Source organism: Micromonospora sp. AMSO31t (assembly GCF_008868175.1).
Taxonomy (GTDB): Bacteria; Actinomycetota; Actinomycetes; order Mycobacteriales; family Micromonosporaceae; genus Micromonospora.
Map to the genome: position 1 here is coordinate 98,269 of NZ_WBKT01000001.1, position 25,434 is coordinate 123,702.

At 74.8% G+C, this 25,434-nt stretch carries 20 protein-coding genes; 11 read left to right on the top strand and 9 right to left on the bottom strand.

Annotated elements, in window-relative coordinates; genetic code table 11:
* Positions 1–13: 13 nt before the first annotated feature.
* Positions 14–2,629: a helix-turn-helix transcriptional regulator gene (locus tag F8274_RS00445; protein WP_151460254.1), complete on the top strand. Its 2,616-nt coding sequence runs from the start codon at positions 14–16 to the stop codon at positions 2,627–2,629.
* A 13-nt stretch (positions 2,630–2,642) separates the two neighbouring features.
* On the opposite strand, the gene F8274_RS00450 is transcribed toward F8274_RS00445, so the two are convergent.
* On the bottom strand, positions 2,643–3,581 hold the full coding sequence (locus tag F8274_RS00450; RefSeq protein ID WP_151460255.1) for a helix-turn-helix domain-containing protein: 939 nt from the start codon (positions 3,579–3,581) through the stop codon (positions 2,643–2,645).
* 95 nt (positions 3,582–3,676) lie between these two features.
* Between F8274_RS00450 and F8274_RS00455 the strand changes: the two genes are divergently transcribed.
* From F8274_RS00455 to F8274_RS00485, 7 genes are all read left to right on the top strand, one after another.
* Positions 3,677–4,720, top strand: a complete 1,044-nt coding sequence (locus F8274_RS00455) for a saccharopine dehydrogenase NADP-binding domain-containing protein (RefSeq protein WP_151460256.1) — start codon at positions 3,677–3,679, stop codon at positions 4,718–4,720.
* Positions 4,721–4,810: 90 nt separating this feature from the next.
* Positions 4,811–5,263 carry a Fur family transcriptional regulator gene (locus tag F8274_RS00460; RefSeq protein ID WP_151460257.1) on the top strand — a complete coding sequence of 151 codons (453 nt, stop codon included), beginning with the start codon at positions 4,811–4,813 and terminating at the stop codon, positions 5,261–5,263.
* The gene (gene katG / locus F8274_RS00465) at positions 5,263–7,542 is read left to right on the top strand and encodes a catalase/peroxidase HPI (RefSeq protein ID WP_151460258.1); all 2,280 of its coding nucleotides are present in this window, start codon (positions 5,263–5,265) and stop codon (positions 7,540–7,542) included. Before F8274_RS00460 ends, katG begins: the two co-directional genes overlap by 1 nt.
* Positions 7,543–7,763: 221 nt before the next feature.
* Positions 7,764–8,216 carry an iron chaperone gene (locus tag F8274_RS00470; protein WP_151460259.1) on the top strand — a complete coding sequence of 151 codons (453 nt, stop codon included), beginning with the start codon at positions 7,764–7,766 and terminating at the stop codon, positions 8,214–8,216.
* 96 nt (positions 8,217–8,312) lie between these two features.
* The gene (locus F8274_RS00475) at positions 8,313–11,126 is read left to right on the top strand and encodes a BTAD domain-containing putative transcriptional regulator (RefSeq protein WP_192579627.1); all 2,814 of its coding nucleotides are present in this window, start codon (positions 8,313–8,315) and stop codon (positions 11,124–11,126) included.
* 114 nt (positions 11,127–11,240) lie between these two features.
* Positions 11,241–11,765, top strand: a complete 525-nt coding sequence (locus F8274_RS00480) for a sigma-70 family RNA polymerase sigma factor (protein WP_151460261.1) — start codon at positions 11,241–11,243, stop codon at positions 11,763–11,765.
* 88 nt (positions 11,766–11,853) lie between these two features.
* Entirely contained in the window at positions 11,854–13,818 is a 1,965-nt protein-coding gene (locus F8274_RS00485) for a BTAD domain-containing putative transcriptional regulator (RefSeq protein WP_151460262.1), read from the top strand.
* Here the strand turns inward: F8274_RS00485 and F8274_RS00490 are convergent.
* Both F8274_RS00490 and ddaH read right to left on the bottom strand, forming a co-directional pair.
* The gene (locus tag F8274_RS00490) at positions 13,796–17,131 is read right to left on the bottom strand and encodes a S8 family serine peptidase (protein ID WP_151460263.1); all 3,336 of its coding nucleotides are present in this window, start codon (positions 17,129–17,131) and stop codon (positions 13,796–13,798) included. The two genes, F8274_RS00485 and F8274_RS00490, sit on opposite strands and share 23 nt — an antisense overlap.
* A 113-nt stretch (positions 17,132–17,244) precedes the next feature.
* A complete protein-coding gene (gene ddaH / locus F8274_RS00495) occupies positions 17,245–18,015 on the bottom strand; it encodes a dimethylargininase (protein WP_151460264.1) in 771 nt (256 codons plus the stop codon).
* A gap of 75 nt (positions 18,016–18,090) precedes the next feature.
* On the opposite strand from ddaH, the gene F8274_RS00500 reads away from it, so the two are divergent.
* Complete coding sequence (locus F8274_RS00500) at positions 18,091–19,392, top strand: nucleotide disphospho-sugar-binding domain-containing protein (protein WP_225853494.1); 1,302 nt, start codon at positions 18,091–18,093, stop codon at positions 19,390–19,392.
* Here the strand turns inward: F8274_RS00500 and F8274_RS00505 are convergent.
* Both F8274_RS00505 and F8274_RS00510 read right to left on the bottom strand, forming a co-directional pair.
* Positions 19,389–19,952 (bottom strand): alpha/beta hydrolase, encoded by a 564-nt coding sequence (locus F8274_RS00505; RefSeq protein WP_225853495.1) that lies wholly within the window; start codon positions 19,950–19,952, stop codon positions 19,389–19,391. The genes F8274_RS00500 and F8274_RS00505 overlap by 4 nt on opposite strands.
* 27 nt (positions 19,953–19,979) lie before the next feature.
* Positions 19,980–20,333, bottom strand: a complete 354-nt coding sequence (locus tag F8274_RS00510) for a cupin domain-containing protein (RefSeq protein WP_151460265.1) — start codon at positions 20,331–20,333, stop codon at positions 19,980–19,982.
* Positions 20,334–20,792: 459 nt separating this feature from the next.
* Here F8274_RS00510 and F8274_RS31590 point away from each other — a divergent pair, with 459 nt between their 5' ends.
* Positions 20,793–21,041: a spore photoproduct lyase family protein gene (locus F8274_RS31590; protein WP_225853496.1), complete on the top strand. Its 249-nt coding sequence runs from the start codon at positions 20,793–20,795 to the stop codon at positions 21,039–21,041.
* 63 nt (positions 21,042–21,104) lie between these two features.
* Here F8274_RS31590 and F8274_RS00520 read toward each other — a convergent pair whose 3' ends face one another.
* From F8274_RS00520 to F8274_RS00530, 3 genes are read right to left on the bottom strand one after another with little or no spacing between them, the layout of a single operon-like run.
* A complete protein-coding gene (locus tag F8274_RS00520; RefSeq protein WP_151460266.1) occupies positions 21,105–21,584 on the bottom strand; it encodes an SRPBCC family protein in 480 nt (159 codons plus the stop codon).
* A complete protein-coding gene (locus tag F8274_RS00525) occupies positions 21,581–21,904 on the bottom strand; it encodes a helix-turn-helix transcriptional regulator (RefSeq protein ID WP_192579628.1) in 324 nt (107 codons plus the stop codon). The genes F8274_RS00520 and F8274_RS00525 overlap by 4 nt, the downstream gene beginning before the upstream one ends.
* A gap of 32 nt (positions 21,905–21,936) precedes the next feature.
* On the bottom strand, positions 21,937–22,407 hold the full coding sequence (locus F8274_RS00530) for an Rrf2 family transcriptional regulator (protein ID WP_151460267.1): 471 nt from the start codon (positions 22,405–22,407) through the stop codon (positions 21,937–21,939).
* A 112-nt stretch (positions 22,408–22,519) separates the two neighbouring features.
* Here F8274_RS00530 and F8274_RS00535 point away from each other — a divergent pair, with 112 nt between their 5' ends.
* Positions 22,520–23,194 (top strand): SDR family oxidoreductase, encoded by a 675-nt coding sequence (locus F8274_RS00535; RefSeq protein ID WP_225853497.1) that lies wholly within the window; start codon positions 22,520–22,522, stop codon positions 23,192–23,194.
* Between the two features lie 79 nt (positions 23,195–23,273).
* Here the strand turns inward: F8274_RS00535 and F8274_RS00540 are convergent.
* Positions 23,274–25,434: hypothetical protein (locus tag F8274_RS00540; protein ID WP_151460268.1), on the bottom strand; the 2,161-nt coding region annotated here is incomplete at its 5' end.

Consider the following 25,434-nt stretch of genomic DNA (forward strand, 5'->3'; position numbering starts at 1 on the left):
GTAGGGTGCGGGAATGTTGCACGGCCGCGGCGCGGAGCAGGACCGGATCGCGGCCCTGGTGGCGGGGGCCCGGACCGGGCGGAGCGCCGCGCTGGTGCTCCGGGGCGGCCCGGGCATCGGCAAGACGGCGCTGCTGGACTGGGCGGCCGAGCTGACGTCACCGGCCGCCCACCCGGCGTGCGTGCTGCGCGCGAGCGCCGCCGAGTTCGAGGCCGAGCTGCCGTTCGCCGGGCTGAGCCAGCTCGTGCGGCCCGCGCTCGACCGCCTCGACCGTTTGCCCGGGCCGCAGCGGCAGGTGCTCGCCGCCGCGTTCGGGCTCGGCGGCGGCGTCCCGGCCGACCGGCTGCTGGTGGGCCTCGCCGTGCTGTCGCTCCTGGCGGACCTCGCCGAGGACGGCCCGCTGCTCTGCCTCGTCGACGACGCGCACTGGCTGGACAAAGTCTCCGCCGAGGCGCTGCTCTTCGCCGCCCGCCGGCTGCACGCCGAGGGCGTCGTCATGATCTTCGCGGCCCGGGACGGCAGCTTCCCCGCCCCGGGCCTGCCCGAGCTGACCGTCGGCGCGCTCGCGCCGGCCGATGCCGTCCGGCTGCTCGACCCGCGGCTCGCCCCGGAGGTACGGATGCGGGTGCTCGGCGAGGCGCAGGGCAACCCGCTCGCGCTGATCGAGCTGCCCGGCGTCCTCGCCGCCGGCGCGGCCGAGGACCCGCTGCCGCTGACCGACCGGCTGCTCGCGGCGTTCCACGGCCAGGTCGACCGGCTCCCCGCCGGCACCCGGGCGCTGCTGCGCGTCGCCGCCGTCGAGGACACCGGCGACCTGGACGTGCTGCTGCGCGCCGCCGCGCCGCTCGGCGGCGGTCCCGCCGACCTGCGTGCGGCGGAGGAGGCCCGGCTCGTCGAGGTCACCGGACGGCGGCTGCGGTTCCGGCACCCGCTGGTCCGCGCCGCGGTGCACGCCGCCGCGCCGTACCCGGAGCGGCTCGCCGCGCACCGGGCGCTCGCGGACGTGCTCACCGCGCCGGACACCGCCGACCGGCGGGCCTGGCACCTCGCCGCGGCCACCACCGGGCCGGACGAGCAGGTGGCCGCCGCGCTGGAACGCACCGCCGAGCAGGCCCGCGGGCGCAGCGGCTACGGCGCGGCCCTGGCCGCCTTCGAGCGCGCCGCGGAGCTGAGCGACGAGGAGACGGCGAAGGCGCGCCGGCTGCTGCTGGCCGCGGAGAGCGGCCTGCAGTCCGGGCACCTCGGTGACGCGGTCCGGCTCGCCGAGCGGGCGGCCGGCCTGGTGGACGAGCCGACCTTCCACGCCCGCGTCGCCTGGGTGGAAGGGCACGCCTGGTTCTGGCAGGGCGGCCACCAGACCGCGTACGACCTGATGACCGGCGGCGCGAAGCTCGACCCGGAACAGCGGGACGCGCTGCTCGTGGCCGCGTTCCACCCGGCCTGGTACCTCGGCGAGCCGCACCTGGGCGCCTGCCTCGACCAGCTCGCCACGCTCGACCACCCGGTGGCCCGCTACCAGGTCGCCGCCGTCCGGGGCCGGCCGCTGCCGCTGGCGCCGACCGCCGGCCAGGTGGGCGGCGAACCCCGCGACCGGGTGCAGCTCTGCGGGCTCGGCTTCGTCGCGGGCCAGGACGCCGAGACGTACGAGCTGGCCGGCGCCCTGGTCGCCCGCTGCCGGGCCGACGGCGTCCTCGGCCTGCTGCCCACCCTGCTGTTCTTCCTGGCCGAGGCGGAGTTCTTCCACGGCCGGCACCGGGACGCCACGGTCAGCCTCGACGAGGCGGTGCGTGTGGCCCGGGACGGCGGCCAACCGCTCTGGGTCAGCCAGTTGCGCGCCGTGCAGGCGGTGCTCGCCGCGGTGGCCGGCGACGAGGCGCGTTGCCGGGAGCTGGTGGCCTCGGCGCTGGACGGCGCCGCGGCGGGCGCCGAGGCGGGCGGCCGGGCGTGGACGCTGTGGGCGCTGGGCCTGCTCGACCTCGGCCACGGTCGGGCGGAGTCCGCCGTGACGCGGCTCGCCGCCCTGCAGGAGAACCCGTACGCCCACCAGGTGTGCGCGTACCGGAGTGTGCCCGACCTCGTGGAGGCGGCCGTCCGGGCCGGCGTGCCCGAGCGGGCCCACGAGGCGTACGCCCGCTTCCGCGCCTGGGCGGAGCGGGTGGACCAGCCGTGGGCCATGTCGCTGGCGTACCGGTGCCGGGCGCTGCTTACCGGCGACGAGCAGGACCACCTGCTCGCCCTGAAGGCCGGTGGCCGGCCGTTCGAGCAGGCCCGCACCGAGCTGCTGTACGGGGAGTGGCTGCGCCGCGCCCGGCGCAAGGCCGAGGCACGCGGCCTGCTGCAGCGCGCCCTGCACACGTTCGACCGGTTGGCGGCGGCGCCGTGGGCGGCGCGGGCGCGCGGCGAGCTGGAGGCGACCGGGCTGCGCGCGCCGCAGCCCGCCGCGTCGGCCGGCGCCGACCTCACCCCGCAGGAGCTGCAGATCGCCCGGCTCGCCGGCACGGGGCTGTCCAACCGGGACATCGCCGCCCAGCTCTTCCTCAGCCCGAAGACGGTCGCGTACCACCTGTACAAGGCGTACCCGAAGCTCGGCGTCGCCGGCCGCGGGGAGCTGGGCGAGCTGGACCTGTGAGAACGGGCGGGGGTCAGGCGCTGCGGAAGGTGCGGCGGTAGGCCTCCGGCGGCACGCCGACCGTCCGGTTGAAGTGCCGGCGCAGCGTCGCGGCGGTGCCCATGCCGGCCGCCCGCGCGATGGCCTCGATACTGCGGTCGGTGTTCTCCAGCAGCTCCTGGGCCCGGCGGATCCGCTGCGTCGACAGCCACTGCAGCGGGGTGGCGCCGGTCGCCGACACGAAGTGCCGGGCCAGGTTGCGGGAGCTCATGTTCGCCCGGCGGGCCAGATCCTCCACGGTCAGCGGACGGTCCAGCCGCGCCATGGTCCAGGGCAGCAGGTCGGCGAGGGGATGGTCGTCGCGGGCGGGCACCGGGGTGGTGACGAACTGGGCCTGGCCGCCGGCGCGATGCGGCGGCACGACCAGGCGGCGGGCCACGGCGTTGGCGACCGTCGAACCGTGGTCGCGGCGGATCAGGTGCAGGCACAGGTCGACCGCGGCGGCCTTGCCGGCGGACGCGAGCACGGTGCCGTTGTCGACGTAGAGCACGTCCGGGTCGACCCGCACCCGGGGATGGCGGGCGGCCAGCGCCTCGGTGTGGGCCCAGTGCGTGGTGGCGCGCAGCCCGTCCAGCACCCCGGCGGCGGCCAGCACGAACGCCCCCGTGCACAGCGAGACCAGCCGAGCGCCAGCCTGGTGCGCCGCGCGGACGGCGTCGAGCAGGTCGGGTGGCAGGTCCGCGTCGATGTCCGCCACGGCGGGAACGATCACGGTGTCGGCGCGGGCGAGCCGGTCCAGGCCGTCGTCGGGTTCCACCCGGAACCTGCCGATCCCGACCGGGCCCGGGCCGCACACCACGAGGTCGTACCACGGGTCTGCCACGCCGGAGGGGTCGTGGGCGAAGACCTCGCACGCCATGGCGAACTCGAAGTGCAGCATCCCGTCGGTGGCGGCGAGCGCGATCGTGGCCATGTCCGAAACTGTACGGGGCATGGCGTTCCGGACACTGGCCGGGAGCCGGCCGCCGCTGGAGGATCTTCTCAGTCGATCTTCGAGGAGGGATCCAGATGGGTTCGGGTCAGACCGTGGCGGTGTTCGGCGCGTACGGGCACACGGGGCGGTTCGTGGTGACGGAGTTGCGCGCTCGCGGGTTCGTCCCGCTCCTGCTCGGCCGCGACGCGGGGCGTCTTCGGGCGCTGGCGGCGGCGCATCCGGGGCTCGCGCACCGGGTGGCGTCGGCCGGCGACCCGGCCTCGCTCGACCAGGCGTTGCGGGGTGCGGCAGCGGTCGTCAACTGCGCCGGCCCGTTCGCCTCGACCGCGGCCCCCGTGATCGAAGCGGCCCTGCGCGCCGGCGTCCCGTACGTGGACGTGGCGGCCGAGATCGAGGCCAACGTCGACACGTTCGCGCGCTTCGCCGACCGCGCCCGGCGCGCGGGCGTCGCGGTGGTCCCGGCGATGGCCTTCTTCGGCGGGCTCGGCGATCTGCTGGTCACCCAGGCGATGGGCGACTGGACGGCCGCCGACGAGGCGCACGTCGCGTACGGGCTGAGCAGTTGGCACCCCACGGCGGGAACCCTCGCCTCGGGCACCGTCTCGCGGGAGCGGCGTGACGGCCGGCGGGTCCGCTACACCGGTGGCCGGCTGGAGTACCACCTCGACGAGGGCGACCTGCCGGTCCTGGACTGGGATTTCCCCACGCCGCTGGGCCCCCGCACCGTCCTCGGCGGGTTCACGATGGCCGACGTCGTCACCGTCCCCAGCCACCTGTCCATCCCCGAGGTGACCACCTACATGACCACCGACGCCGCCCGGGACCTGGCCGGCCCGGGCACGCCCGCACCGGCCGCGGTCGACGAACTCGGCCGGTCGGGGCAGACGTTCACGGTCGACGTCGTCGTGCGCTCCGGCGACCGGCGGCGCGGCGTCGTCGCCAGCGGCCGGGACATCTACGCCGTCAGCGCGCCGCTGGCGGTAGAGGCGGTCCAGCGCATTCTCGCCGGTCGGACGAGGACGACCGGCGTCGCCTCCGCCGGCGCGATCTTCGACGCGCCCGACTTCCTCCGCGCGCTGTCCGCCCACCTCACGGTGGCCTCGCGTTGGAGCAGTTAGGCGTGGTTCGTCCCCGATGACGGTATTTTTTGGTGGAGCGAATCGCGGCAAAACTTGATTGATTCCAAAACAGTGAGCTATGTTCGTCGCATGACGGCCGACTTCGAGACCCAGCTCCGGGCGGTCTCGTTGCGCGTCACCCGGCCCCGGTTGGCGGTGCTCGCCGCGCTGCGCGACCACCCGCACGTCGACACCGACACCGTGATCGCCCTGGTCCGGGCCGATCAACCCACGGTCTCCCACCAGACGGTCTACGACGTGCTGCGTGCCCTCACCGACGCCGGTCTGGTGCGGCGCATCCAGCCGGCGGGCGCCACGGCCCGGTACGAGTCGCGGGTGGGGGACAACCACCACCACGTCGTGTGCCGCTCCTGCGGTGCGATCGCCGACGTCGACTGCGCCGTGGGCCAGGCTCCCTGTCTCACCGCCTCCGACGACCAGGGGTTCCTGGTCGACGAGGCGGAGGTCGTCTACTGGGGCACCTGCCCCGACTGCGCGACCGAACGCACCTCCCAGCGATCCGCCAGTTCGGAAGGACATTGATGAGCGACACCCAGGACAACGCCCCCTCCAGCGCCCAGGGCGTGGACAAGAAGGCGGCGGCCGGCTGCCCGGTCGCGCACGACTCCGTGACCGCGCACGGCAGCGAGAGCGAGAACCCGGCGATCGACTCGCCGACCCCGAAGACCGGCGGTCGTCCGCGCACCAACCGGGACTGGTGGCCCAACCAGCTGGACCTGTCGGTGCTGCACGCGCACTCGCCCAAGGGCAACCCGCTGGGTGCGGACTTCAGCTACGCCAGGGAGTTCGCCAAGCTCGACGTCGAGGCCCTCAAGCAGGACATCGTCACCGCCCTCACCACTTCGCAGGACTGGTGGCCGGCCGACTTCGGGCACTACGGCGGTCTGATGATCCGGATGAGCTGGCACTCCGCCGGCACCTACCGGATCGAGGACGGTCGCGGCGGCGCGGGCGACGGCGGTCAGCGGTTCGCCCCGCTCAACAGCTGGCCGGACAACGCCAACCTGGACAAGGCCCGCCGCCTGCTCTGGCCGGTCAAGCAGAAGTACGGGCAGAAGATCTCGTGGGCCGACCTGCTCGTGCTCGCCGGCAACGTCGCCCTGGAGTCGATGGGCTTCAAGACCTTCGGCTTCGGCTTCGGCCGCGAGGACGTCTGGGAGCCCGAGGAGATCTTCTGGGGTCCGGAGGACACCTGGCTCGGTGACGAGCGCTACGCCTCCGAGAAGGAGATGGTGACCGGCGTCGGCGCGACCGAGATGGGTCTCATCTACGTCAACCCGGAGGGCCCCCGCGGCAACGCGGACCCGCTCGCGGCGGCGCACTTCATCCGCGAGACCTTCGCCCGGATGGCGATGAACGACGAGGAGACCGTCGCCCTCATCGCCGGTGGCCACACCTTCGGCAAGACCCACGGCGCCGCCGTCGCCGACAACCACGTCGGCCCCGAGCCCGAGGGCGCCCCGCTGGAGGCGCAGGGCCTGGGCTGGCTGAGCACCCACGGCACCGGCAAGGGCCCGGACACCATCACCAGCGGCCTCGAGGTGACCTGGACCGACCGGCCGACGCAGTGGAGCAACCGCTTCTTCGAGATCCTCTTCGGCTACGAGTGGGAGCTCACCACGAGCCCCGGCGGCGCCAAGCAGTGGGTCGCCAAGGACGCCGAGGCGATCATCCCGGACCCGTACGACCCGTCGAAGAAGTACAAGCCGACGATGCTGACGACCGACCTGTCGCTCCGCGTCGACCCGGCGTACGAGAAGATCTCCCGCCGGTTCCTGGAGAACCCCGACGAGTTCGCGTTGGCGTTCGCCAAGGCCTGGTACAAGCTGCTGCACCGCGACATGGGTCCGGTCGACCGCTACCTCGGGCCGTGGGTGCCGGAGCCCCAGCTGTGGCAGGACCCGGTGCCGGCCGTCGACCACGAGCTCGTGGGTGACGCCGACGTCGCCGCGCTCAAGGCGAAGATCCTGGCGTCGGGCCTCACGACCGCCCAGCTGGTCTCCACCGCCTGGGCCTCCGCCGCCAGCTTCCGGTCCACCGACAAGCGCGGTGGCGCCAACGGCGCGCGGATCCGTCTCGAGCCGCAGCGCAGCTGGGAGGTCAACCAGCCCGAGCAGCTCGCCACGGTTCTGGCCACCCTCGAGGGCATCCAGCGGGAGTTCAACTCGGCCGGCGGCGCGAAGAAGATCTCGCTAGCGGACCTGATCGTGCTGGCCGGCTCGGCCGCGGTCGAGAAGGCGGCGCGCGACGCCGGCGTCGACGTGACGGTGCCGTTCCGCCCGGGCCGCACGGACGCGTCCCAGGAGCAGACCGACGTCGAGTCCTTCCGGGTCCTCGAGCCGCGGGCCGACGGGTTCCGCAACTACCTGCGTCCGGGTGAGAAGACCCAGCCGGAGGTGCTGCTCATCGACCGTGCCTACATGCTCAACCTGACCGCCCCGGAGATGACCGTCCTCGTCGGCGGCCTGCGCTCCCTCGGGGCCAACGTCGGCGGTGCGCGCCACGGCGTCCTCACCGACCGGCCCGGCGTGCTCACCAACGACTTCTTCGCCAATCTGCTCTCCCCGGGCACCCGGTGGAAGGCGTCGGAGTCCGAGGAGCACGTGTACGAGATCCGGGACCTGGCCACCGACGAGGTGAAGTGGACCGCCACCGCGGTCGACCTCATCTTCGGCTCCAACTCCCAGCTGCGGGCCCTCGCCGAGGTCTACGCCAGCGAGGACGCGCGCGACAAGTTCGTCACCGACTTCGTCGCCGCCTGGACCAAGGTCATGGAACTGGACCGGTTCGACATCCGCTGATCCGGCTGGCAACGAGCCCCGGTCGATCCACCAGGATCGACCGGGGCTCGTTCGTTCGCCGGCCGGTGCCGGCTCCCGGTCGCCGGCAGGCGCACCGACCCGGTGTCCGTGGTGGTTTCCGTGGTCAGCACGGAGGCGGCCCGCACCCCGGCCGGGAGAGGCTGTGACCACAGTGATCGGGCCGGCGAGCAAACGCCCGGCCCACGAGCGCAGGGGGCACCATGGCCAGCAGCAGGACCAGCGGGTACGACGGATTCACGGCCGAGGAGCGGGCCGCCATGAAGGACCACGCCCAGGAGCTGAGGGCCGCGGCGCGCCGGGGCTCCCGGGCGGACAAGGAGGCGGAGGCGGAGCGGAGCGTGCTCGCGAAGATCGCCGAGATGCCGCACCCGGACCGGGTCATGGCCGAGCGCGTCCACGCCGTCGTCACGGCCAGCGCGCCCGTCCTCGCACCGAAGCTCTGGTACGGGATGCCCGCCTACGCGCTGGACGGCAAGGTCGTCTGCTTCTTCCAGAGCGCGGAGAAGTTCAAGGCGCGCTACGCGACGCTCGGGTTCAGCGACCAGGCGAAGCTGGACGAGGGCGCGATGTGGGCGAGCGCCTTCGCCCTCACCGAGGTGACGGCCGAGGTGGAGGCGCGCATCGCCGCGCTCGTGAAGCGGGCGGTGAGCTGAGCCGCGCGGCCGGCCGGGCGCCCGCGTACCGGAACGGGCGGTAGCTTGCTCGATCGCAAGCTCCGGCCGGCGGACCGGCCCGTTACCGTGGCCGCTGTGCGAGCGGAGGCGGGCGACACGGTCGGTTTCTCGGTGCTCGGCTCGATCCGGGTCGTCCGCGCCGGCGCCGAGCTGCGTCTGGGCGCCCGCCAGCAGCGCCTGGTGCTCGCGTTGCTGCTGGCCCGCGGCGGGCTGCCGGTCTCCCTGGCGGAGCTGGTCGACCTGCTCTGGGAGGAGGAGGCCCCGGCCAGCGCCGCGAACGTGGTGCACCGGCACGTCGGGATGCTCCGGCGGCTGTTCGAGCCCGGCCTGCCGACCCGGGCGCCGGGCCGGCACATCCTCCGCGAGTTGTCGGGCTACCGGCTGCGGGCCGACGAGGAGTCCCTCGACCTGCTGAGGTTCCGGTCGCTGAGCCGGCGGGCGGCCCGGAGCCTGCGGGACGGCGACGCGGAGTCGGCGCTGCGGCATTCCCTCGACGGGCTGCGGCTGTGGCGGGGCCGGTGCGCCGCCGGCCTGGAACCGGCCTCCCGCCGGCACCCCGCGTTCCTCGCCGTGGAGGCCGAACGCGCCGAAGCCGTGCGCCTGGCGGCCGACGCCGCCGAACGTTGCGGCCGGCTGAGCGCGGTGCTGGCGCCGCTGCGGCAGGCCGCCGAGCAGCACCCGTTCGACGAGTCGCTGCAGAGCCGGTTGCTGCTGGCGCTGGCCGCCGACGGCCGCCAGGCGGAGGCCGTCGAGACGTACCGGGCAGTGCGTGGCCGGCTCGCCGAGGACCTGGGCGTCGACCCCGGCGAGGAGCTGCGAGAGGCGTACGACCGGGTGCTGCACCAGCGCACCCGGCCGGCACGTACCGGATCGCCGGCCCCACTCCCGCGCCCCGCGCAGCTGCCGCCGGACCTGCCCTTCTTCAGCGGCCGGGAGGACCTCATCGCGGAGGCCCGCGCGGCGGTCGCGCGCCCGGGCGGGCCGGCGGTGCTCGCGATCGACGGCATGCCCGGGATCGGCAAGACCGCCCTTGCCGTCCACCTCGCGCACGGGTTCGCCGCCGGCTACCCGGACGGGCAGCTGTATGTCGACCTGCGCGGGTACGACGGGCGGGAGCCGGCGATGAGCCCGGCCGAGGCGCTGCGCGGCTTCCTCGGCTCGCTCGGCGTGCCGCAGGAGGGCATTCCCGCCGAGCTGCACGCCCAGGCGGGCCTGTACCGCAGCAGCCTCGCCGGCCGGCGGCTGCTCATCCTGCTCGACAACTGCCGGGACGCCGAGCAGATCCGGCACCTGCTGCCCGGCAGCCCCGGCTGTCTGGTGATCGTCACCAGCCGCAGCCGGCTCAGTGGCCTGCTCACCACGGCCGGCGCCCACCCGTTGCCGGTCGGCCTGCCGAGCGTCGAGGAGGCCCGCGCCGCGCTGTCGCGGCCGCTGGGCGTGAGCCGCGTCGCGGCGGACCCGGCCGCGATCGACGCCATCATCGCCGCCTGCGGGCGGCTACCGCTCGCGCTGGCCGTGGTGGCCGCCCGCGCGGCGGCCCTACCGGGGACGCCGCCGGCCCAGATCGCCGCGGAGCTGGCCGGAGCGCCCGGGAGTCTGGACGGCTTCGACAGCGACGACCCGCAGACCGGCCTGCGTGCCGTCTTCTCCTGGTCCTACCGGGCGCTGTCCGCCCCGGCCGCCCGGCTGTTCCGGCTGCTGCCGATCCATCCCGGCCCCGACATCTCGATCGCCGGCGCGGCGGGCCTGGCTGGCGTCCCGTTGCGGAGCGCGCGAGCACTGCTCGGCGAGCTGAGCCGCGCGCACCTGATCAGCGAGGACCTGCCGGGCCGCTACCGCACCCACGACCTGCTGCGGGCCTATGCCACGGAACTCGGCGAGGAGAACGACGGCCCGGCCGAGCGCGCCGCCGCGGAGCTGCGCTGCCTGCAGTTCTACCGGGCCACCGCCTATCGGGCGCACCGATGGCTGCTGACCTCCGAGTACCACCCGGTGATCGAGCCGGGGCCGGGTGAGACTCCGCTGCGCTTCGCCGGGCACGGCGACGCCATGCGCTGGTTCACCGCCGAGCGGCAGGTCCTCATCGCGCTGGTCGGCCGGGCCGCCGGGCAGGGCCGGCACACCGAGGCCTGGCAGCTCGCCCTGGGGATGCAGCACTTCTTCGACCGCAGCGGCCGGTCAGCCGACTGGACGACGACCGGCGAGGTGGCGCTCGCGGCCGCCCGGGCGGGCGGCGACCTGGTCGGGCAGGCCCGGATGCACCGCAGCCTGGCCGGGGCGGCCTACTTCCGGCACCAGCACGAGAGCGCGCTCGCGCATCTCGACCGGGCGGTCGAGCTGCTCGCCCGCCTCGGCCTGTACGGCGAAATGACCCGGGCCGGGATCAACCGGGCGATGATCCTCAGCGCCCAGGGGCGGCACGAGGAGGTCGTCCGGGTGCTCACCGCGGCGCTGGGGCCGTGGGCGGCCGGCGACGACAAGCTGCAGGCGGACGTGCTGGTCATCATGGGCGCGAGCCACGCCGAACTGGGCCGGGGGGACGAGGCCGTGCGCTGCGCCGAGCGGGCGATGGCCCTGTCGCGCGGAGCGCGGTACCGGTTGGGCATCGCCGAGGCGTGGGAGGTGCTCGGCCAGGGGCATTCCGCCCGCCGGGAGCTCGACAGGGCGGTCGACTGCTGGCGCGAGGCGGCCGTCGCCTACCAGGAGGCCTCGGCGTCGGCGCCGGCCGCGGAGGTGCTCGCGCTGCTCGGCGACGCCCTCGCCGCCGCGGGCGACCGGGACGCCGCGGTAGGGGCGTGGCAGGAGGCGCTGGCCCTGATCCCGTACGCGCACACGCCGACCGGGCGGCGGCTGGCCGGCCTGCTCGCGGCGGTCACGCCGAGTCGGTGACCGGTCGCGGTCGGCGACGGCACTCGATTCGCACTCGCGCGTCAGTCCAATCGCATCCACCGTCCCTAGGCTCCTGCCTCATTCACCGCTGTCATCGGGGATGGGGGAGCGACCGTGCTGTGGGCACCCGACGGATCACCGGCCGGCCTGGCCGAGCGCATGACCGCGCTGCACGCGGACCACGCCCGCGCCGTGCTGCGTCTCCTGCTCCTGCTGACCCGACAGCAGCGGCACACCGCCGAGGACCTGCTCCAGGAGACGATGCTGCGGGCCTGGCGGCACCTCGACGCGGTGCCGGCCGAGCCCGAGGCCGCCCGCCGCTGGCTCCTGACCGTCGCGCGGCGGCTCGTCATCGACGGGGTCCGGAGGCGGCGGGGCCGCCCCACCGAGATCCAGCTCGTCGACATGACCTGGATTCCGGCCGGTGACGACACGACCGGCACGGCGCTGGCGTCGTACGCCGTCCGGCGCGCGCTGCGCCGGCTGAGCCCGGCGCAGCGCAGTCTGCTCTCCGAGGTGTTCCTGGTCGGGCGCTCACCCGAGGAGGTCGCGGGCCGGCTGGGCGTGCCGATCGGCACGGTGAAGTCCCGGACGCACCACGCCCTGCGCGCCCTGCGCACCGGCCTGAAGGCGGCCTGAGCAGGGAACAACCCCGCCGCCGGTCGCACGGCCGGCCCTGCCATGCTGTGCCGATCGTGGCAACCAGCTCTGTGCGGATCGCGTCCGGATGACCACCTCGCTCTCCTTCGCCGTTCTCGGCCCGGTGCGGGCCTGGCGCGGCCGGTCCGAACTCGACCTGGGCACCCGGCAGCAGCGGCTCATCCTGGCGTTCCTGCTCGTCCGGGCGGGCGGCACGGCCAGCGTCGCCGAACTGGTCGACCTGCTCTGGGAGGCCGAGCCCCCGCCCAGCGCGGTCAACGTGGTGCATCGGCACGTCGGGGCGCTGCGGCGGCGCTTCGAGCCGGGCCTGCCGACGCGGGCGGCCGGCTCGGTGCTGATCCGCGACGGCGCCGAGTACCGGCTGCTCATCGAGGAGGATGGGCTGGACCTGCTGCGCTTCCGGCGCCTGGTCGACCGGGCCCGTGACAGCTCCGGCGCACCGGCCGTCGAACTCTACCGGGAGGCGCTGGCGCTGTGGCGCGACCGGTGCGCCTCGAGCGTGCGCGCGAGCGGCCGTACCCATCCGGAGTTCGCCGCCGTCGACGGCGAGTGGTTCGCCGCGGTCCGGGCGGCGACCGACGCCGCCCTGCGGGCCGGCCGCGTCCACGCGGTGCTGCCCGCGATCCGGCTGGCCGCCGAACAGGAGCCGCTGGACGAGGCACTCCAGGCGCGGCTGCTGCTGGCGCTCGCCGCGGACGGCCGGCGCGCCGAGGCCCTCGCGGCGTACGCCGACATCGAGCACCGGCTCGCGGACGAGTTGGGCATCCGGCCGGGCGCCGACCTGCGCGCGGCCCGGAACAGCCTGCGCGACCACGGCACTCCGGCCGGTGGGTCCGGGCCGGACGTGCCGCAGCCGGCGGGCGCCGGTCCGCCGGCGCAGTTGCCGGCCGACCATCCGTTCTTCACCGGCCGCCGGGACCTGGTGGCCGCCGCGGAGGAGCTGCTGGCCGGTGAGCGGCCGCCCACCGCCCTGGTCGTCGACGGCATGCCCGGCGTGGGGAAGACCGCCCTGGCGGTGCACCTGGCCCACCGGCTCGCCGCCCGCTACCCCGACGGGCAGTTGCACGCCGACCTGGGCGGTTTCGGCTCCGGCGACCCGGTGCTGACACCGGCGGAGGCGCTGCGCGGCTTCCTGTGGTCCCTGGGGGTGGCGCCGGCCGCCATCCCGGCCGAGCTGCACGCCCAGGCCGGCCTCTACCGCAGCATCCTGGCCGAGCGCCGGATGCTGATCCTGCTCGACAACTGCCGCGACTGGGACCAGGTCCGGCACCTGCTGCCCGGCACCGGCGGCAGTCTCGTCATCGCCACCGGCCGCCGCCGGGTCACCGGCGGGGCCGGCCCGGTGGGAGCCCACCCGCTGCACCTCGACCTGCTGACCGACGTCGAGGCCCGCGAACTGCTCACCCGCCGGCTCGGCGCTGCGACGGCCGCCGACCCGGCCGCCGTCGACGAGATCGTCGCCCGGTGCGGCCGGCTGCCGCTGGCCCTGGCGCTGGTCGCCGCCCGCGCCGTCGGCCGGCCCGCGCTCAGCCTGGCCGCGGTCGCCGGTGAACTGGCCGGGGCCGACGGCCGGCTGGCCGGCTTCGGGGACGCACACGCCGATCTGGAGGCGACCTTCTCCTGGTCCTACCGAGCCCTCACCCCCGAGGCGGCCCGGCTCTTCCGGCTGCTGCCCCTGCACCCGGCCCGGGAGCTGAGCACGGAGGCGGCGGCCGCCCTGGCCGGCCGGTCCCCGCGCGCCGCCCGCGGCCTGCTCGCGGAACTCGCGGCGCACCTGCTCGTGCAGCCCGGCGACGGCCGGTGGCGGACGCACGACCTGCTGTGGGCCTATGCCGCGGAGCTGGGGGAGGAGCACGACGACGCGGCGGAGCGGGACGCCGCCGCCAAACGGATCCACGACCACCACCAGGTCGGCGCGAGGGGGCACCCGGACGGGCCGGCGGATCCGCGACCCGCCGGGCCGGTGACCCCGGACGCGGCGCCGGTGGGCGCCGCGTCCGGGACCGCCCTCAGTACCGGTAGGCGCGGATGATGGTCTGCTTGACCGTGTTGCCGCTGGTGTCCGTGGCGGCGGCCCGCAGCGAGATGAAGCCGGTGCCGGCCGGGTTGCGCACCCAGGCGACCCCCTTCTCGCCGGACCGCTTGACGGTCAGCTGCCGCCAGGTCCGGCCGTCGTCGAAGGACGCCTCGACGGTCAGGGTCCTGGTCCGACCCGGCGCGGCACCGACCTGACGGTCGAGCGAGAGCGGGATCGCGAACAGGCGGCCGGCCGGCGCCCGGTTGTCCATGTCGAGTTCCGGCGTGTAGCGGATCGCCGTCAGCGGCAGCTTCACCAGTTCGCCGTCGGGCACGTGTGCGGACGTGAAGGTCCACTCCGCGTCGACCACTGTCGACAGGGTGAACTCCGGGTCGCTGTGGAACGTCGCGGCCAACCGGTAGTCACCCTTCTCGGCGGGCACGTTCCACACCCAGGGCGTCTCGGTCGCGTCGCCGATCCTGACCCCGTTGCGGTAGAGGTTCACCGCCACGCTGCCGCCACGGACGTGCCGGAAGCCCATGTGCCCGCTGCCGTCGCCGTGCAGCGGCCCCGGCCCACCGATCTGGTCGCCCCAGTAGCGGGTGGCGTACTGCTGGCCGAAGTTCGGCTCCGGGAAGACCGGGCCGGCCACCCCGTTGGCCCACGCCACGGGGTACGTGCGCCCGGGCTTGAAGCTGGTCCAGGGCGACTCGTAGTACGTGTACCGCAGCTGGGACGAGGTCGACTGCCACACCGCCTTCTTGTCCTGGTTGTAGTACTCGGTGATGGTGCTCGGCACGTCGTAGGTGAAGCTCGGCGGGATGTTGCGCTCGTCGCGGTAGACCGGCGAGTTGCCGGGCGCGTGCGCCACCGCGGTCCGGGCCACCGGCACGCCGGCCACGTCCGCGCTGATCCGGGAGCGGACCGTGGCGAAGTCGCCCGCCCGCAGCCTGCGGGTCAGGCCGGTCATCATCCGCTGCGGCTCGTAGAGGTAGACCCGGTAGACGTACGGGCTGTTGTGCAGGCTGCCGTCCTCGGCCACGCGGCCCCAGATCCCGTTGACGTAGGAGACGAAGCCGGGCGTCCGGCCGGAGCCGACCTGCGCGGTCCGCACGTGGTCGAGGGGGATGCCCATCACCACGCCGAACGGGTCGTTGCTGCCCCAGATCTGCGGCTGCTCGGTCCGGATCGTCCAGCCGAACTCCTGGTGGACCGCGGTGGCCTTCGGGTTCGGCACGGACACCGCGACCGGCTTCGCCCGGCGGGCGTCCACGGTGAGCGCCTGATCGGTGGTGAGGTCGAGGCTCGGGCGCACCAGCGACGTGATGTTCGGGACGTCCGAGTCGCCGGTCAGCAGGTAGGTCTGGACCAGGTAGCGGCCCGCGCGGACCCGGTAGGTGGTGACCGCGGGGTTGTCGAGCACCAGGACGGTCTGCCGGTCCAGGTCGGTCAGGAGGGTCACCCAGCCCTGCTCGGGCGTGGGCGCTCCGCCGTCCGGCCCCACGAGCTTGAGGTTGAGCTGGTGGCGGGCGATGTCGAGGGCGACCGGGGTCTGCACCTGCACGCCGCCGCCGGTGGCGGTCACCTCACCGCCGAAGTAGTGGTCGGGCAGGTCGGCGCCGGCCGCCGCGCTGACGGTCACGGTGGCCGTGCCGCCGGCCGGGACCGTCACGGAGGAGGCGCCGAGGCGGAACAGGCCGGCCGGAGCGGGCGCGCCGTCGGCGTCCTTCGCGTCGAGGGAGACGGCCAGCGTGAGCGGGGAGGAGCCGCTGTTCGCGTACGTGATCGTGCGCTGCTGGGCGGTGGTGCTCCGCTCGAAGGCGACGCTGACCGGGCTCGCCGTGACGTTCTGCCGGATCGCCCGGGCGACGTCGAGGAAGCCGGCGCCCTGCTCGTAGACGCCGATGGCGGCGTTCGGCTTCGCGGCCGCCATGAGCGTGGACTTGATCCGCTCGGGCGACCAGTCCGGGTGCTGCTGGGTCAGGAGCGCCGCCGCGCCGGCCACGTGCGGAGTCGCCATCGACGTGCCGTTGAGGGCGGTGTACTGCGGGTTCCCGTCGTCCGGCGGCAGGTCGGAGGTCGCGCTGCGGGCGGCGAGGATGCCGACGCCGGGCGCCGTGACGTCCGGCTTGATGCCGGCGTCACCCGCACGCGGTCCCCGGCTGGAGAAGCCGGCCAGCTCGCCCGTCTTGGTGACGGCGCCCACGGTCAGCGCCTCGGTCACGCTGCCGGGCGAGTTCACGGTGGCCTCGCCGGCCTCGCCGCTGTTGCCCGCGGCGATGACGAACAGCACGCCGTAGCGGTGGGTGAGGTCGGCGACGGCCGCCTCGATCGGGTCGGTCTCCGGGCTGTCCGGGCCGCCGAGGCTCATGTTGGCGACCTTGACGCCCTGCTGCGCCGCCCAGGTCATGCCGGCCAGGATCGCCGACTCCGGGCAGCCCTCCTCGACGCAGACCTTGGCACTGTAGAGGGTCGCGCCCGGCGCCATGCCCTTGTAGCGGCCCTGCGAGGCGGCCGCGGTGCCGGCGATGGTGGAGGCGACGTGGGTGCCGTGGCCGACCCGGTCGAGGGTGTCCGGGTCCGCGGTGAAGTTCTCCGCGGCGGCGACGCGACCGGCCAGGTCGGGGTGGGTCTGGTCGACACCGGTGTCGATGACGCCGACCTTCACCCCCGTACCCGTCCAGCCGGCCTGCCAGGCCGCCGGCGCGCCGGTGAGCGGGACGCTGACGTCGAGGGTGGGGTGGCGCAGCCCGTCGAGCCAGACCTTGTCGGACCCGGCCCGCAGTCGGCGCTCGGCGCCGCCGGAGGCGGACGTGAGGGTGTTCCAGAAGGACACCGCGTCCGCCCGGCTCTCCGCGACGGCGCTCGCGCCGGAGAGCTCCCGGGTGGTCCGGGCGCCGGTCAGGCCGGCGGGGGCGGCGTCGCCGTGCTGGACGATCAGCGGCAGGGTGGCCCGGGTGTCGTCGTAGCCGAAGCCGACAAGCGTCGTGATGTCGAAGAGCCGCTGGTCGAGCTTGCCCCGGTTGAGCAGGCCGACGGCGTCGGCGGGGATGACCCGCACGTCCTTGCCGGCGCTGTGGGTGATGAACGGGATGCGCTCCCGCCCCTTGCCCGGCACGACGCTCACGGCGGTCTGGCCGTTCACGGTGCTGACGTGGACGGTGTCGCCGGTGAGCAGGGTTACCGCCCGGGGCGTGGACGCGACCGGGGGTGTGGTCGGCGGGGTGGCGGCCCGGGGCTGCGCCGACACCGGCGTGCCGCCCGGAGCCACCACCGAGACGCCCAGCGCCAGCAGCGCCAGCGCCGATAACTTGCGAGATGAACGCATCATTCTCCCTGGATGAACGCGAGGGGTATCCAGGTGCTCCGGACGTGGCCGGAGGGTGACAGTTCAATCGAAGTGACCTGGGTCACAATTGTCGTGCGGCGCGGGACCCTCGGTCAGCCGCGGGGGATCAGCACGCTCAGGCAGGTGACGCAGCCCTCGAGCTTCTCGTACTCGTCGATGTCGACGACGACCGGCGCGAAGCCGAGGTCCGCGACGAGCGCCGCCGTGCGCGGCGCCGACGCCGCCATCAGGACGAGGTCACCCCCCAGCGGTACGACGTGACAGCCGGCCTCCTCGTCGACCGCGCGCACCGGCTGGCGCAGCGCCGTCGCGTCGAGCAGTTCCGGCAGCGCGAGGAGGGTGCCGTCGGGCAGCGCCGTCACGGCCGACTTGAGATGCAGCACCGCGCGCAGCGGGACCGGGACCACCGTGCGACCGCGGGTCGCCAGGTGGCTGCGCAACTGGGCGACGCCCTCGGCGTTCGTGCGGCCGCCCCGGCCCACGTACACGGTGGTGCCGATCTGCAGCACGTCACCGCCGTCCAGCGTGCCGGGGGCCTCGATGCGCACGACCTCCAGGCCGGCCTCCCGGACCGCCTTCTCCGTGCCGGGGACCTCCGGACGGCGCTCCGGCGCGCCCGGCCGCGTCAGCACCGCCAGGTCGTCGCAGACCACGACGGTGTCCTCCACGAACACCGAGTCGGGGCACTGGTCGGCCGGGTCGACCTCGCGCACCTGCCAGCCGGCCCCGGCGAGCGCCGCCCGGTACGCCTCGTGCTGGCGCCGGGCCCGCGCGACGTCCACGTCGCTGCGCTCGATGTGGGTGACCAGGCCCTCGGTCAGCCGGTCGCCGGGTCGCCGGACCAGGGCGATGCCTCGCGTCATGCCAGCAGTCTGCCTGCTCCCGCCGTCACCGTCCACGGGGCGACGGCCGCGCGCGTCGTCGGTTTCAATGGGGTCATGCGCGTCCTGGTCGTCTCCGCGCCGCTGCCGGGGCATCTGCTGCCGCTGCTCCCGCTGGCCCTCGCCTGGCGGGACGCCGGCCACGACGTGTTGCTCGCGAGTGGGGGCGACGCGCTCACCGCCGACCTCGGCGGCCTGGCGGCGCACGACGTCGCGCCGGGGTTCGCCTTCGGCCGGATCGCCGGCCGGGTGCTGCTGCGACATCCGCTGCTGGCCCGCCGGGAACTGGCGGGACGGGCCGGCACCGCCGTCGTCGGTGAGCTGTTCGGCGCCGCCAACGCCACGTTCGTGGACGCGGTGGTCGGGCTGGCCCGGCGGGAACGGCCCGACCTGATCGTCTACGAGCCGCTGGGCGTGGCCGGTGGCGTCGCCGCCGAGCACGTCGGGGTCCCCGCCGTCCTGCAGGAGAACAACCTGTTCCCCGCCGCCGATCTCGTCGCGGCCGTGGCGGCGAGCGGGCCGATGCGGCGGCACCGGATCGCCGCGCCGGCGGCCACGGTGACCGTGTCACCGCCGAGCCTCACCGGCCCGAGACCGGGGCTGCCCATGCGTGCGGTGCCCTACTCGGGCGGCGGAGCGGTGCCGGCCTGGCTCCTCAGCGCCGGGGAGCGGCCGCGGATCATCGTCAGCCGGAGCACCGTCGCCGGACCGGGCGGCGGCGACCCGACCGGGGCGATCATCGCGGCCGCGCCCGCGGTGGACGCCGACATCGTGCTCGTCCGGCCGCCCGGCCGGCTACCGCGGCTGCCGGAGAACGTCCGGGCCGTCGGCCGCGTGCCGCTGGACCGGGTGCTCCCGTTCGCGACGGCGTGCGTGCACCACGGCGGGGCGGGCAGCGTGCTGGGTGCGCTGGCGGCGGGCGTGCCGCAGCTCGTCGTGCCCGGCCCGGGCGACCGGCGGCACAACGCCGAGGTGGTCGCGCGGCGCCGGTCTCGGGGTGGCAGCCCGGGCGATCACGCCGGAGGTCCTGACCCGGCTCGTCACCGACGCGGCGCTCAGGACGGCGGCGGGCGAGGTGCGCGCCGAGATGGCCGCGATGCCGCCGCCCTCCGACGTGGTGACCGAGCTGACCGCGATCCTTCGGTGACGGGTCGCGGCGCGAGCCGCGATGCCGGCCCGGCGGGTCACCGGGAGACGCCGTCGAGCGCCTGCATGATGACGTCGGTGACCGCCTGGGGCTGGGTGACCATGACGACGTGGGAGGCGTCGATCCGGGTGATCGTCGCGCCGGCGCGCTCGGCCATGCGGAGCACCGCGTCGCTGCCGGCGGCCCGGTCGCCGGTGGCGACCGCCGCCTAGGAGGGAAGCTTCTTCCAGGCGGGGTTTGTCGTCGGCGTGGCGAAGGCCAGCGAGGAGACCGGGCGCTGGGTGACCGCCATGACCGCCGCGTCCTTCTCGGCGACGTCGGCGGCGAACGCGTCGTGGAACTTCGCCGGGTCGATGAGGAATTCCGTCTCGGTGCCCGAGGCGGTCGGGTACTGCAGTGGCAGCAGCGCCGAGGTCAGCACGCTGTCCTTGGAGCCGCCCTCGATGTCCATCAGGGTCTCGCCGTCGTCGGGAGCGAAGGCGGCGACGTAGACCAGGCCGACGACGTTGTCGGCCTTCGAGGCGGCGTTGGTGACGACCGCTCCGCCGTAGGAGTGGCCCACCGCGAGCACCGGGCCCGGCGTCTGCTGCGGGGCGCTCGCCACGTACGCGGCGTCCTCGGCGATGCCCCGCAGCGGGTTCGGTACCGCCTTCACGGCCACGCCCGCGGCGGTCAACCGCTCCACCACGCCGTTCCAGCTGGAGCTGTCCGCGAAGGCGCCGTGTACCAGGACGACCGTGGGCATCCCGGGACGCGCGGAGGTGCTGGTCATGGATCAGTCCTTTCGATCGACGGTCCGTCAGTCGCACCGCGTCACCAACGGCTGCGTCTCGTCGACCAGGTACGTCGAGAGCATCATGGTGGTGACGTCGGCCGTGATGTTCCGGGCGTTGTGGACGACTCCGGGCGGGATGAGGAACGGTTGCCCGGCATGGATGGTCAGGGTGGGCCGGTCGTCGAACTCCATGGCGATCACACCGTGGATGAGGAAGCCCACCTCCTCACCGGGATGCCGGTGCCGCCCCGACGCCAGCCCCACCGGGATCCCGAAGAGGGTCTGGACGATCAGGCGACCCGGTACGGAGGCCGGGTGCCGCTGGAGTTCGGTGCGCCGGACGGTGGGCGGCTCCGCGACGCCCGGATGGTGCGACATGCCCGTCTCCTGTCCAGTCGATCCCACGGCCCGGAAGGCGCGCGGCGCCGGGGACGTGGCGATACCCGCCGCCGGACGAGCCATGCCCGGTCCCGACAAGATCAGCTCCGCGGGTTGAACCGAGGGCAGCCGGGTACGCGGGCCGGATGAGGCCGGACAGCGACGCCGTCGACGTCGACGAGCCGCTCGCCGTGGACCTGTCCCCGGCATCGCACGACGCCAGCGGTGAAGGGGTGCCGACGCGGGACCTGACCGGGTTGGCGCCGGCGGCCCGGCCGGCCCGGCGCTGGACCCCGCGCCGGGTGGTGGCGACTCCGGCGGCGCTCGACCACCCGCACGGGCGGCGGATGGTCGCCCGCGTCGAGGCTCTGGGCATCGTCGGGGTGCCGCACGCGGGGCGTACCCGGGTGCGGTTCAGCGTCAACGCCGCGCCGGTCAGCGAGCGCATGGAGGGCGGGGGTGGCCGGGCTGGACCTGACCGCCGAGCTGATCACCCACCGGTTCACGCCGGGCAGCAAGGAGGTGCTCCTCGGCTGGTATCCGCGTACCCGGCTGGAGATGGACGAGGAATCCCGCCGCCGCAAGCACGGACGGTTCGGTGCGGTGAAGTACGTCTACCCGCGCGAGACGATGACGGAGTTGCGCACCTGGTTCGAGCGGGAGTTGGCCGCCCGGGTGCCGGCGTGCCGGGTGCGCTACTGGACCTGACCACCGACCGGTCCGGTGACGGCGCGGGGACGCTCCCGGGCGGACGCGTCCCCGCACGCGCGGTCAGCGGTCGGTGAACAGGGCGGCGTACCGGGTCAGGTAGAGCGGCCATCCCTCGTCGTGGCCCACGCCGTCGCGGACGGACTGCCAGCCCGGGCCGTGCCGGTCGAGGTGGCGGTGTTCCAGTTCGACCCGGGTGCGGTGCGGGGTCTCGGCCACGAAGCGCACCTCGACCTCGCTGGTGTTGTCCGGGTCGCTCTCGACCTGCCACTGCGGGCTGATGTCCCAGCTGAACACCACCCGGTCCGGCGGCTCGTAGGCGAGCACGCGCGCCCAGCGGCACTCGCTCCCGTCGACGCCCCGGTCGTAGATGTGGCCGCCCACCTTGGGCTCGAACACGGTTTCCGCGATCGCCGCGCCGAGCAGGTTGTGCTCCGGCGGCTTGAAGTCACCGAACCGCTCGGTGAACACGGTGAACGCCCGTTCCAGCGGCGCCTCGACGACGATCTGCCGGCGGACCACCGGGGCTGTTGTCTCGGTCATGGGGTCTCCTCGGTCGGTTGGTCGACGGCGTCCCGGTAGCTGTCCAATGCGCGGTGCCAGAACGTGTCGAGCTGGTCCCGTAGCGCGGCCACGCCCGCCGGGTTGAGCCGGTAGACCCGGCGGGTGCCGGCCGCCTGGTCGGTGACCAGCCCGGCGTCCTTGAGGACCTTGAGGTGCTGGGACACCGCCGGCCGGCTGATCGGCAGCTCGTCGGCGAGTTCGCCGACCGCACGGGGCCGCTCGGCCAGGCAGGCGACGATGGCGCGCCGGGTGGGGTCACCCAGCGCGTCCCACCCGTCGCCCCTTTGGTAAGTAGCCACGAACGTAAGCTACGACTTACCGACGGTGGGAGTCAAGACAGCCAGTCGCGGATGCCGGCGAGCGCGGTGGGGCCGTAGTCCTCGTCGACGTCGCGGGCGAGGTCCGCGACGGAGACGGCGCGGAGGGCGGCCCGCCAGGCGGCGTCGGCGCCGGCCATCGCGCGGGCGATGGGGCACGGCGCGGTGCAGGCCTCCGCCGGTGTGGCCAGGGGGCCGCGCTGGCGGATCTCGGTGCACACGAACGCGGGCTGGTCGCCGTCGACGGCGGCGACGACGTCGAGGACCGAGATCAGTTCGGGTGCCCTGGTCAGGACGTACCCGCCCGCCTTGCCCTGGACGGAGGTCACGAGGCCGGCGCGGGAGAGGGCCTGCAACTGCTTGGCCAGGTAGCTGCCGGAGACGTCGTGCAGCTCCGCCAGCCGGGCCGCCGGCACGGGCTCCGTCGCCGTGGTCAGCACCACGCAGCAGTGCAGTGCCCACTCGACGCCGCCGGACAGCTTCATGTGACCCCCTCTTGACTCGGACAAAGGCTATCCGACTAGAGTCCCGGACAGAAGTTATCCGAGTTTGACGAAGCCGGCGTGCCGTGCGGCACGCCGTGGAAGGGTGAGAGCCATGAAGCTCACAGTCATCGGCGGCACCGGACTGATCGGCTCCCAGGTGGTCCGGAAGCTGACCGCGGCCGGGCACGAGGCTGTCCCCGCGGCGCTGTCGACCGGCGTCGACCTGCTCACCGGCGAGGGCCTGGACAAGGCGCTGGAGGGCGCCGAGGTGGTCGTCAACGTCGCCAACTCGCCGACCTTCGACGAGGCCTCGCTCGACTTCTTCCGCACCTCCATGACCAACCTGCTGGCCGCCGGGGAGCGCGCCGGCGCCCGGCACCAGGTGGTCCTCTCGATCGTCGGGGTGGACCAGGTGCCCCAGCTCGACTACTACCGTGCCAAGACCCTCCAGGAGGACCTGCTCCGGCAGGGGCCGACGCCGTACTCGATCGTGCGGGCCACCCAGTTCTTCGAATTCGTGAACGCGGTCCTGTCCTGGACCTCCGACGACACCACGGTCCGCCTGCCCGCCACCCCCATCCAGCCGATGGCCGCCGCGGACGTCGTCGACGCGGTCGTCGACGTCGCCACCGGCGCGCCCTCAACGGCATCCGCAACGTCGCCGGCCCGGACGTCTTCACCCTCGACGACCTCGGGAGGGTCACCCTGGCCGCACAGGGGGACGACCGGAACGTCGTCGTCGACGACACAGCCGGCATGTTCGCGGTGGTCGACGGCGACGTGCTGACCGGGGGCCCGGACGCACACCTGGCGCCCACGCACTACCGGGACTGGATGCGGGCCAGCCACTGACCCGGCCGGGGCCGTCAGTCGACGACGTCCGGGGCGGCCCGCTCGCGGAGGCGCGCGACCAGCTCGCGCGCCGCCTCGGTGAACGGCTGCTCGGACTCGGCGGGCCGGTGCCCCTGGATCGGCGGCGGGACGCTGTCGCCCGGCGGCGCCACCACGGCGGCCGGATCCCGCAGCCGGCGGTCCACCGCCGCTGCCGGGTCCGGCGCGGCCGGCGGGCCGCCGGAGAAGATCCAGCCGCCGACGGGGTCGGTCGCGCGCCACAGGTTCAGCCACCGCCAGCCGACCCGCGCGCCGATGTCGTGCAGCGCCTCGTCGTCGACATAGGCGGGGAAGAGCCGGGCGTAGAGGCGGCGCAGCGGTGACCCGTAGGTGAGCAGCGCGACCCGGCGGCTGATCCCGGGGGGCAGCTGGAGCACCGTGGCGGCGGCCAGGACCGAGCCGTGGCTGTGGCCGGTGAGCAGGACGGCGTTGCCGGATTCGACCAGGAAGGTGATGCGCCGGGCCAGCTCCGGCACGGCGCGCTCGGCGTAGCAGGGCGGCGCGAACGGATGGGCGGCCCGGGGCCAGAACGTGCCCAGGTCCCACAGGATGCCGACGTGGCGCCTGAACTCGACGGTCCGGTAGGCGAAGACCGCACCGAGCACCAGGCCGAGGATGATCGCCGCGATCACCCAGCTGCCGAACGCGATGGCGAAGGCGACCAGGTCGGCCGGCACCCCCGCGTACCGTTCGATGACGTCACCCGGCCACAGCCCCAGCATGCCGATGGTGGTGGTGGCCGTGCCGATCCCGGCGAGGCAGGCGTAGACCACGGCCAGCGGTATCAGAATCTCGGTGAACCGTGCCCGGGCCACCGCCTTCCGCACCTGCCGCAGCCGCGGCCCGGCCTCCGGCGGCGGGTCGGGATGGTCGCGCGCGACGGCCGCCGCCGCGGCGCGGAGCCGGCCCGGCCGGGAGAACAGGGTCACCAGGCCCGCCACCACCAGGGTGATCAGCACGGCGCGGAAGAAGCCGAAGATCGCCCAGGTGTACGCCCGCGGCGGCCCGGCGGCGATGCCGGCCCCCGTCGGCGCGTCCCGGTCCAGGAAGTCCGCCACCCGGTAGACCAGCTCGGCGGAGTACGCCACCGCCAGGCTGATCGCCGCGGCCGCCATCGCGAGCGCTCCCAGCCCGAGCAGCGGCGTGGCATCCGGCCCGCGGCGCCACAGCAGCACGGCGCCCAGGGCGGCCAGCAGGGCGGTCTGGGTGACGAACAGCCAGGTGAGGATCGCGTCGTAGCCGGGCAGGCCGCCGCCCCCCTCGCGCCACGGCGCCGGGCTGGTCAGGACGTGCGCGGTGACGACGACGGTCAGGACCACGGCGACCGTCCGCAGCGTGCTGGTGATCCGGTCGAGTCGCCGGTCCGTGGCGGCCCGGTCGATGAGCGGGGGCGTGCAGAGCAGGACGGCGCAGGTGGCCAGGACCACCCCGGTGACGACGGCCAGCGACACGGTGCCGGCCGAGGCGCCGCGTGCGGCCCGGGCGGCGAGGAGCGTGACGTCGAGCGTCGCGAACGCCGCCGCGACGTGGATGGAGCGCAGCCGGCCCACGTGCGGTTCCGCGTCCCACCGGCCGACGGCGCCGAGCCGATGGGCGGAGACCCCGGCGTCGGGAGCGCGGAACGCCTCGAACACCCGCCCCGGGCGGGTGCTGGCGCGCCAGAGCAGGCCGACGGCGGCGGCCGGCACCAGCGCCAGCACCGCCAGTCGCAGCCCGACCGGCCGCCCACCCAGCCAGGACAGCCAGCTTCGCCCGGCCAGGCAGTGCGGCGACGCCATGCACGTCCACGCGATCAGGTCCAGTGCGACACCGGCGGTGGCGAGCACGTACAGCGCGGTGAGCGTGAGCGCCAGCAACCGGCACAGCGACCCGACGGTGGAGTCGGAGCCGCGGCCCGCCGGTCGCATCCAGATCGCCACGTTGACCAGCATGAACGGCAGCAGGAACACCAGCGAGAGGGTCCGGGCCATGGTCCCGGCGGGCAGGTCACCCCAGCGGTACGCCTCCAGCGTCACCCGCCCCGCGCCGCCCGCGCCCGGCACCCGGCGGCCGGGCCGGTAGAAGCCCCCGCTGCGGTCGCCCGCGACCTGCTCGATCTGCGCCAGGTCGAGGACCTGGCCGGCGCTCGCCCGGGAG

What these genes read in the sequence shown, in the direction of transcription:
- F8274_RS00445 (WP_151460254.1), top strand. Translation starts at nt 14, where the DNA reads ATGTTGCACGGCCGCGGCGCGGAGCAGGACCGGATCGCGGCCCTGGTG.
- F8274_RS00450 (WP_151460255.1), bottom strand. Translation starts at nt 3,581, where the DNA reads ATGGCCACGATCGCGCTCGCCGCCACCGACGGGATGCTGCACTTCGAG.
- F8274_RS00455 (WP_151460256.1), top strand. Translation starts at nt 3,677, where the DNA reads ATGGGTTCGGGTCAGACCGTGGCGGTGTTCGGCGCGTACGGGCACACG.
- F8274_RS00460 (WP_151460257.1), top strand. Translation starts at nt 4,811, where the DNA reads ATGACGGCCGACTTCGAGACCCAGCTCCGGGCGGTCTCGTTGCGCGTC.
- katG (WP_151460258.1), top strand. Translation starts at nt 5,263, where the DNA reads ATGAGCGACACCCAGGACAACGCCCCCTCCAGCGCCCAGGGCGTGGAC.
- F8274_RS00470 (WP_151460259.1), top strand. Translation starts at nt 7,764, where the DNA reads ATGGCCAGCAGCAGGACCAGCGGGTACGACGGATTCACGGCCGAGGAG.
- F8274_RS00485 (WP_151460262.1), top strand. Translation starts at nt 11,854, where the DNA reads ATGACCACCTCGCTCTCCTTCGCCGTTCTCGGCCCGGTGCGGGCCTGG.
- F8274_RS00490 (WP_151460263.1), bottom strand. Translation starts at nt 17,131, where the DNA reads ATGCGTTCATCTCGCAAGTTATCGGCGCTGGCGCTGCTGGCGCTGGGC.
- ddaH (WP_151460264.1), bottom strand. Translation starts at nt 18,015, where the DNA reads ATGACGCGAGGCATCGCCCTGGTCCGGCGACCCGGCGACCGGCTGACC.
- F8274_RS00500 (WP_225853494.1), top strand. Translation starts at nt 18,091, where the DNA reads ATGCGCGTCCTGGTCGTCTCCGCGCCGCTGCCGGGGCATCTGCTGCCG.
- F8274_RS00505 (WP_225853495.1), bottom strand. Translation starts at nt 19,952, where the DNA reads ATGACCAGCACCTCCGCGCGTCCCGGGATGCCCACGGTCGTCCTGGTA.
- F8274_RS00510 (WP_151460265.1), bottom strand. Translation starts at nt 20,333, where the DNA reads ATGTCGCACCATCCGGGCGTCGCGGAGCCGCCCACCGTCCGGCGCACC.
- F8274_RS00520 (WP_151460266.1), bottom strand. Translation starts at nt 21,584, where the DNA reads ATGACCGAGACAACAGCCCCGGTGGTCCGCCGGCAGATCGTCGTCGAG.
- F8274_RS00530 (WP_151460267.1), bottom strand. Translation starts at nt 22,407, where the DNA reads ATGAAGCTGTCCGGCGGCGTCGAGTGGGCACTGCACTGCTGCGTGGTG.
- F8274_RS00535 (WP_225853497.1), top strand. Translation starts at nt 22,520, where the DNA reads ATGAAGCTCACAGTCATCGGCGGCACCGGACTGATCGGCTCCCAGGTG.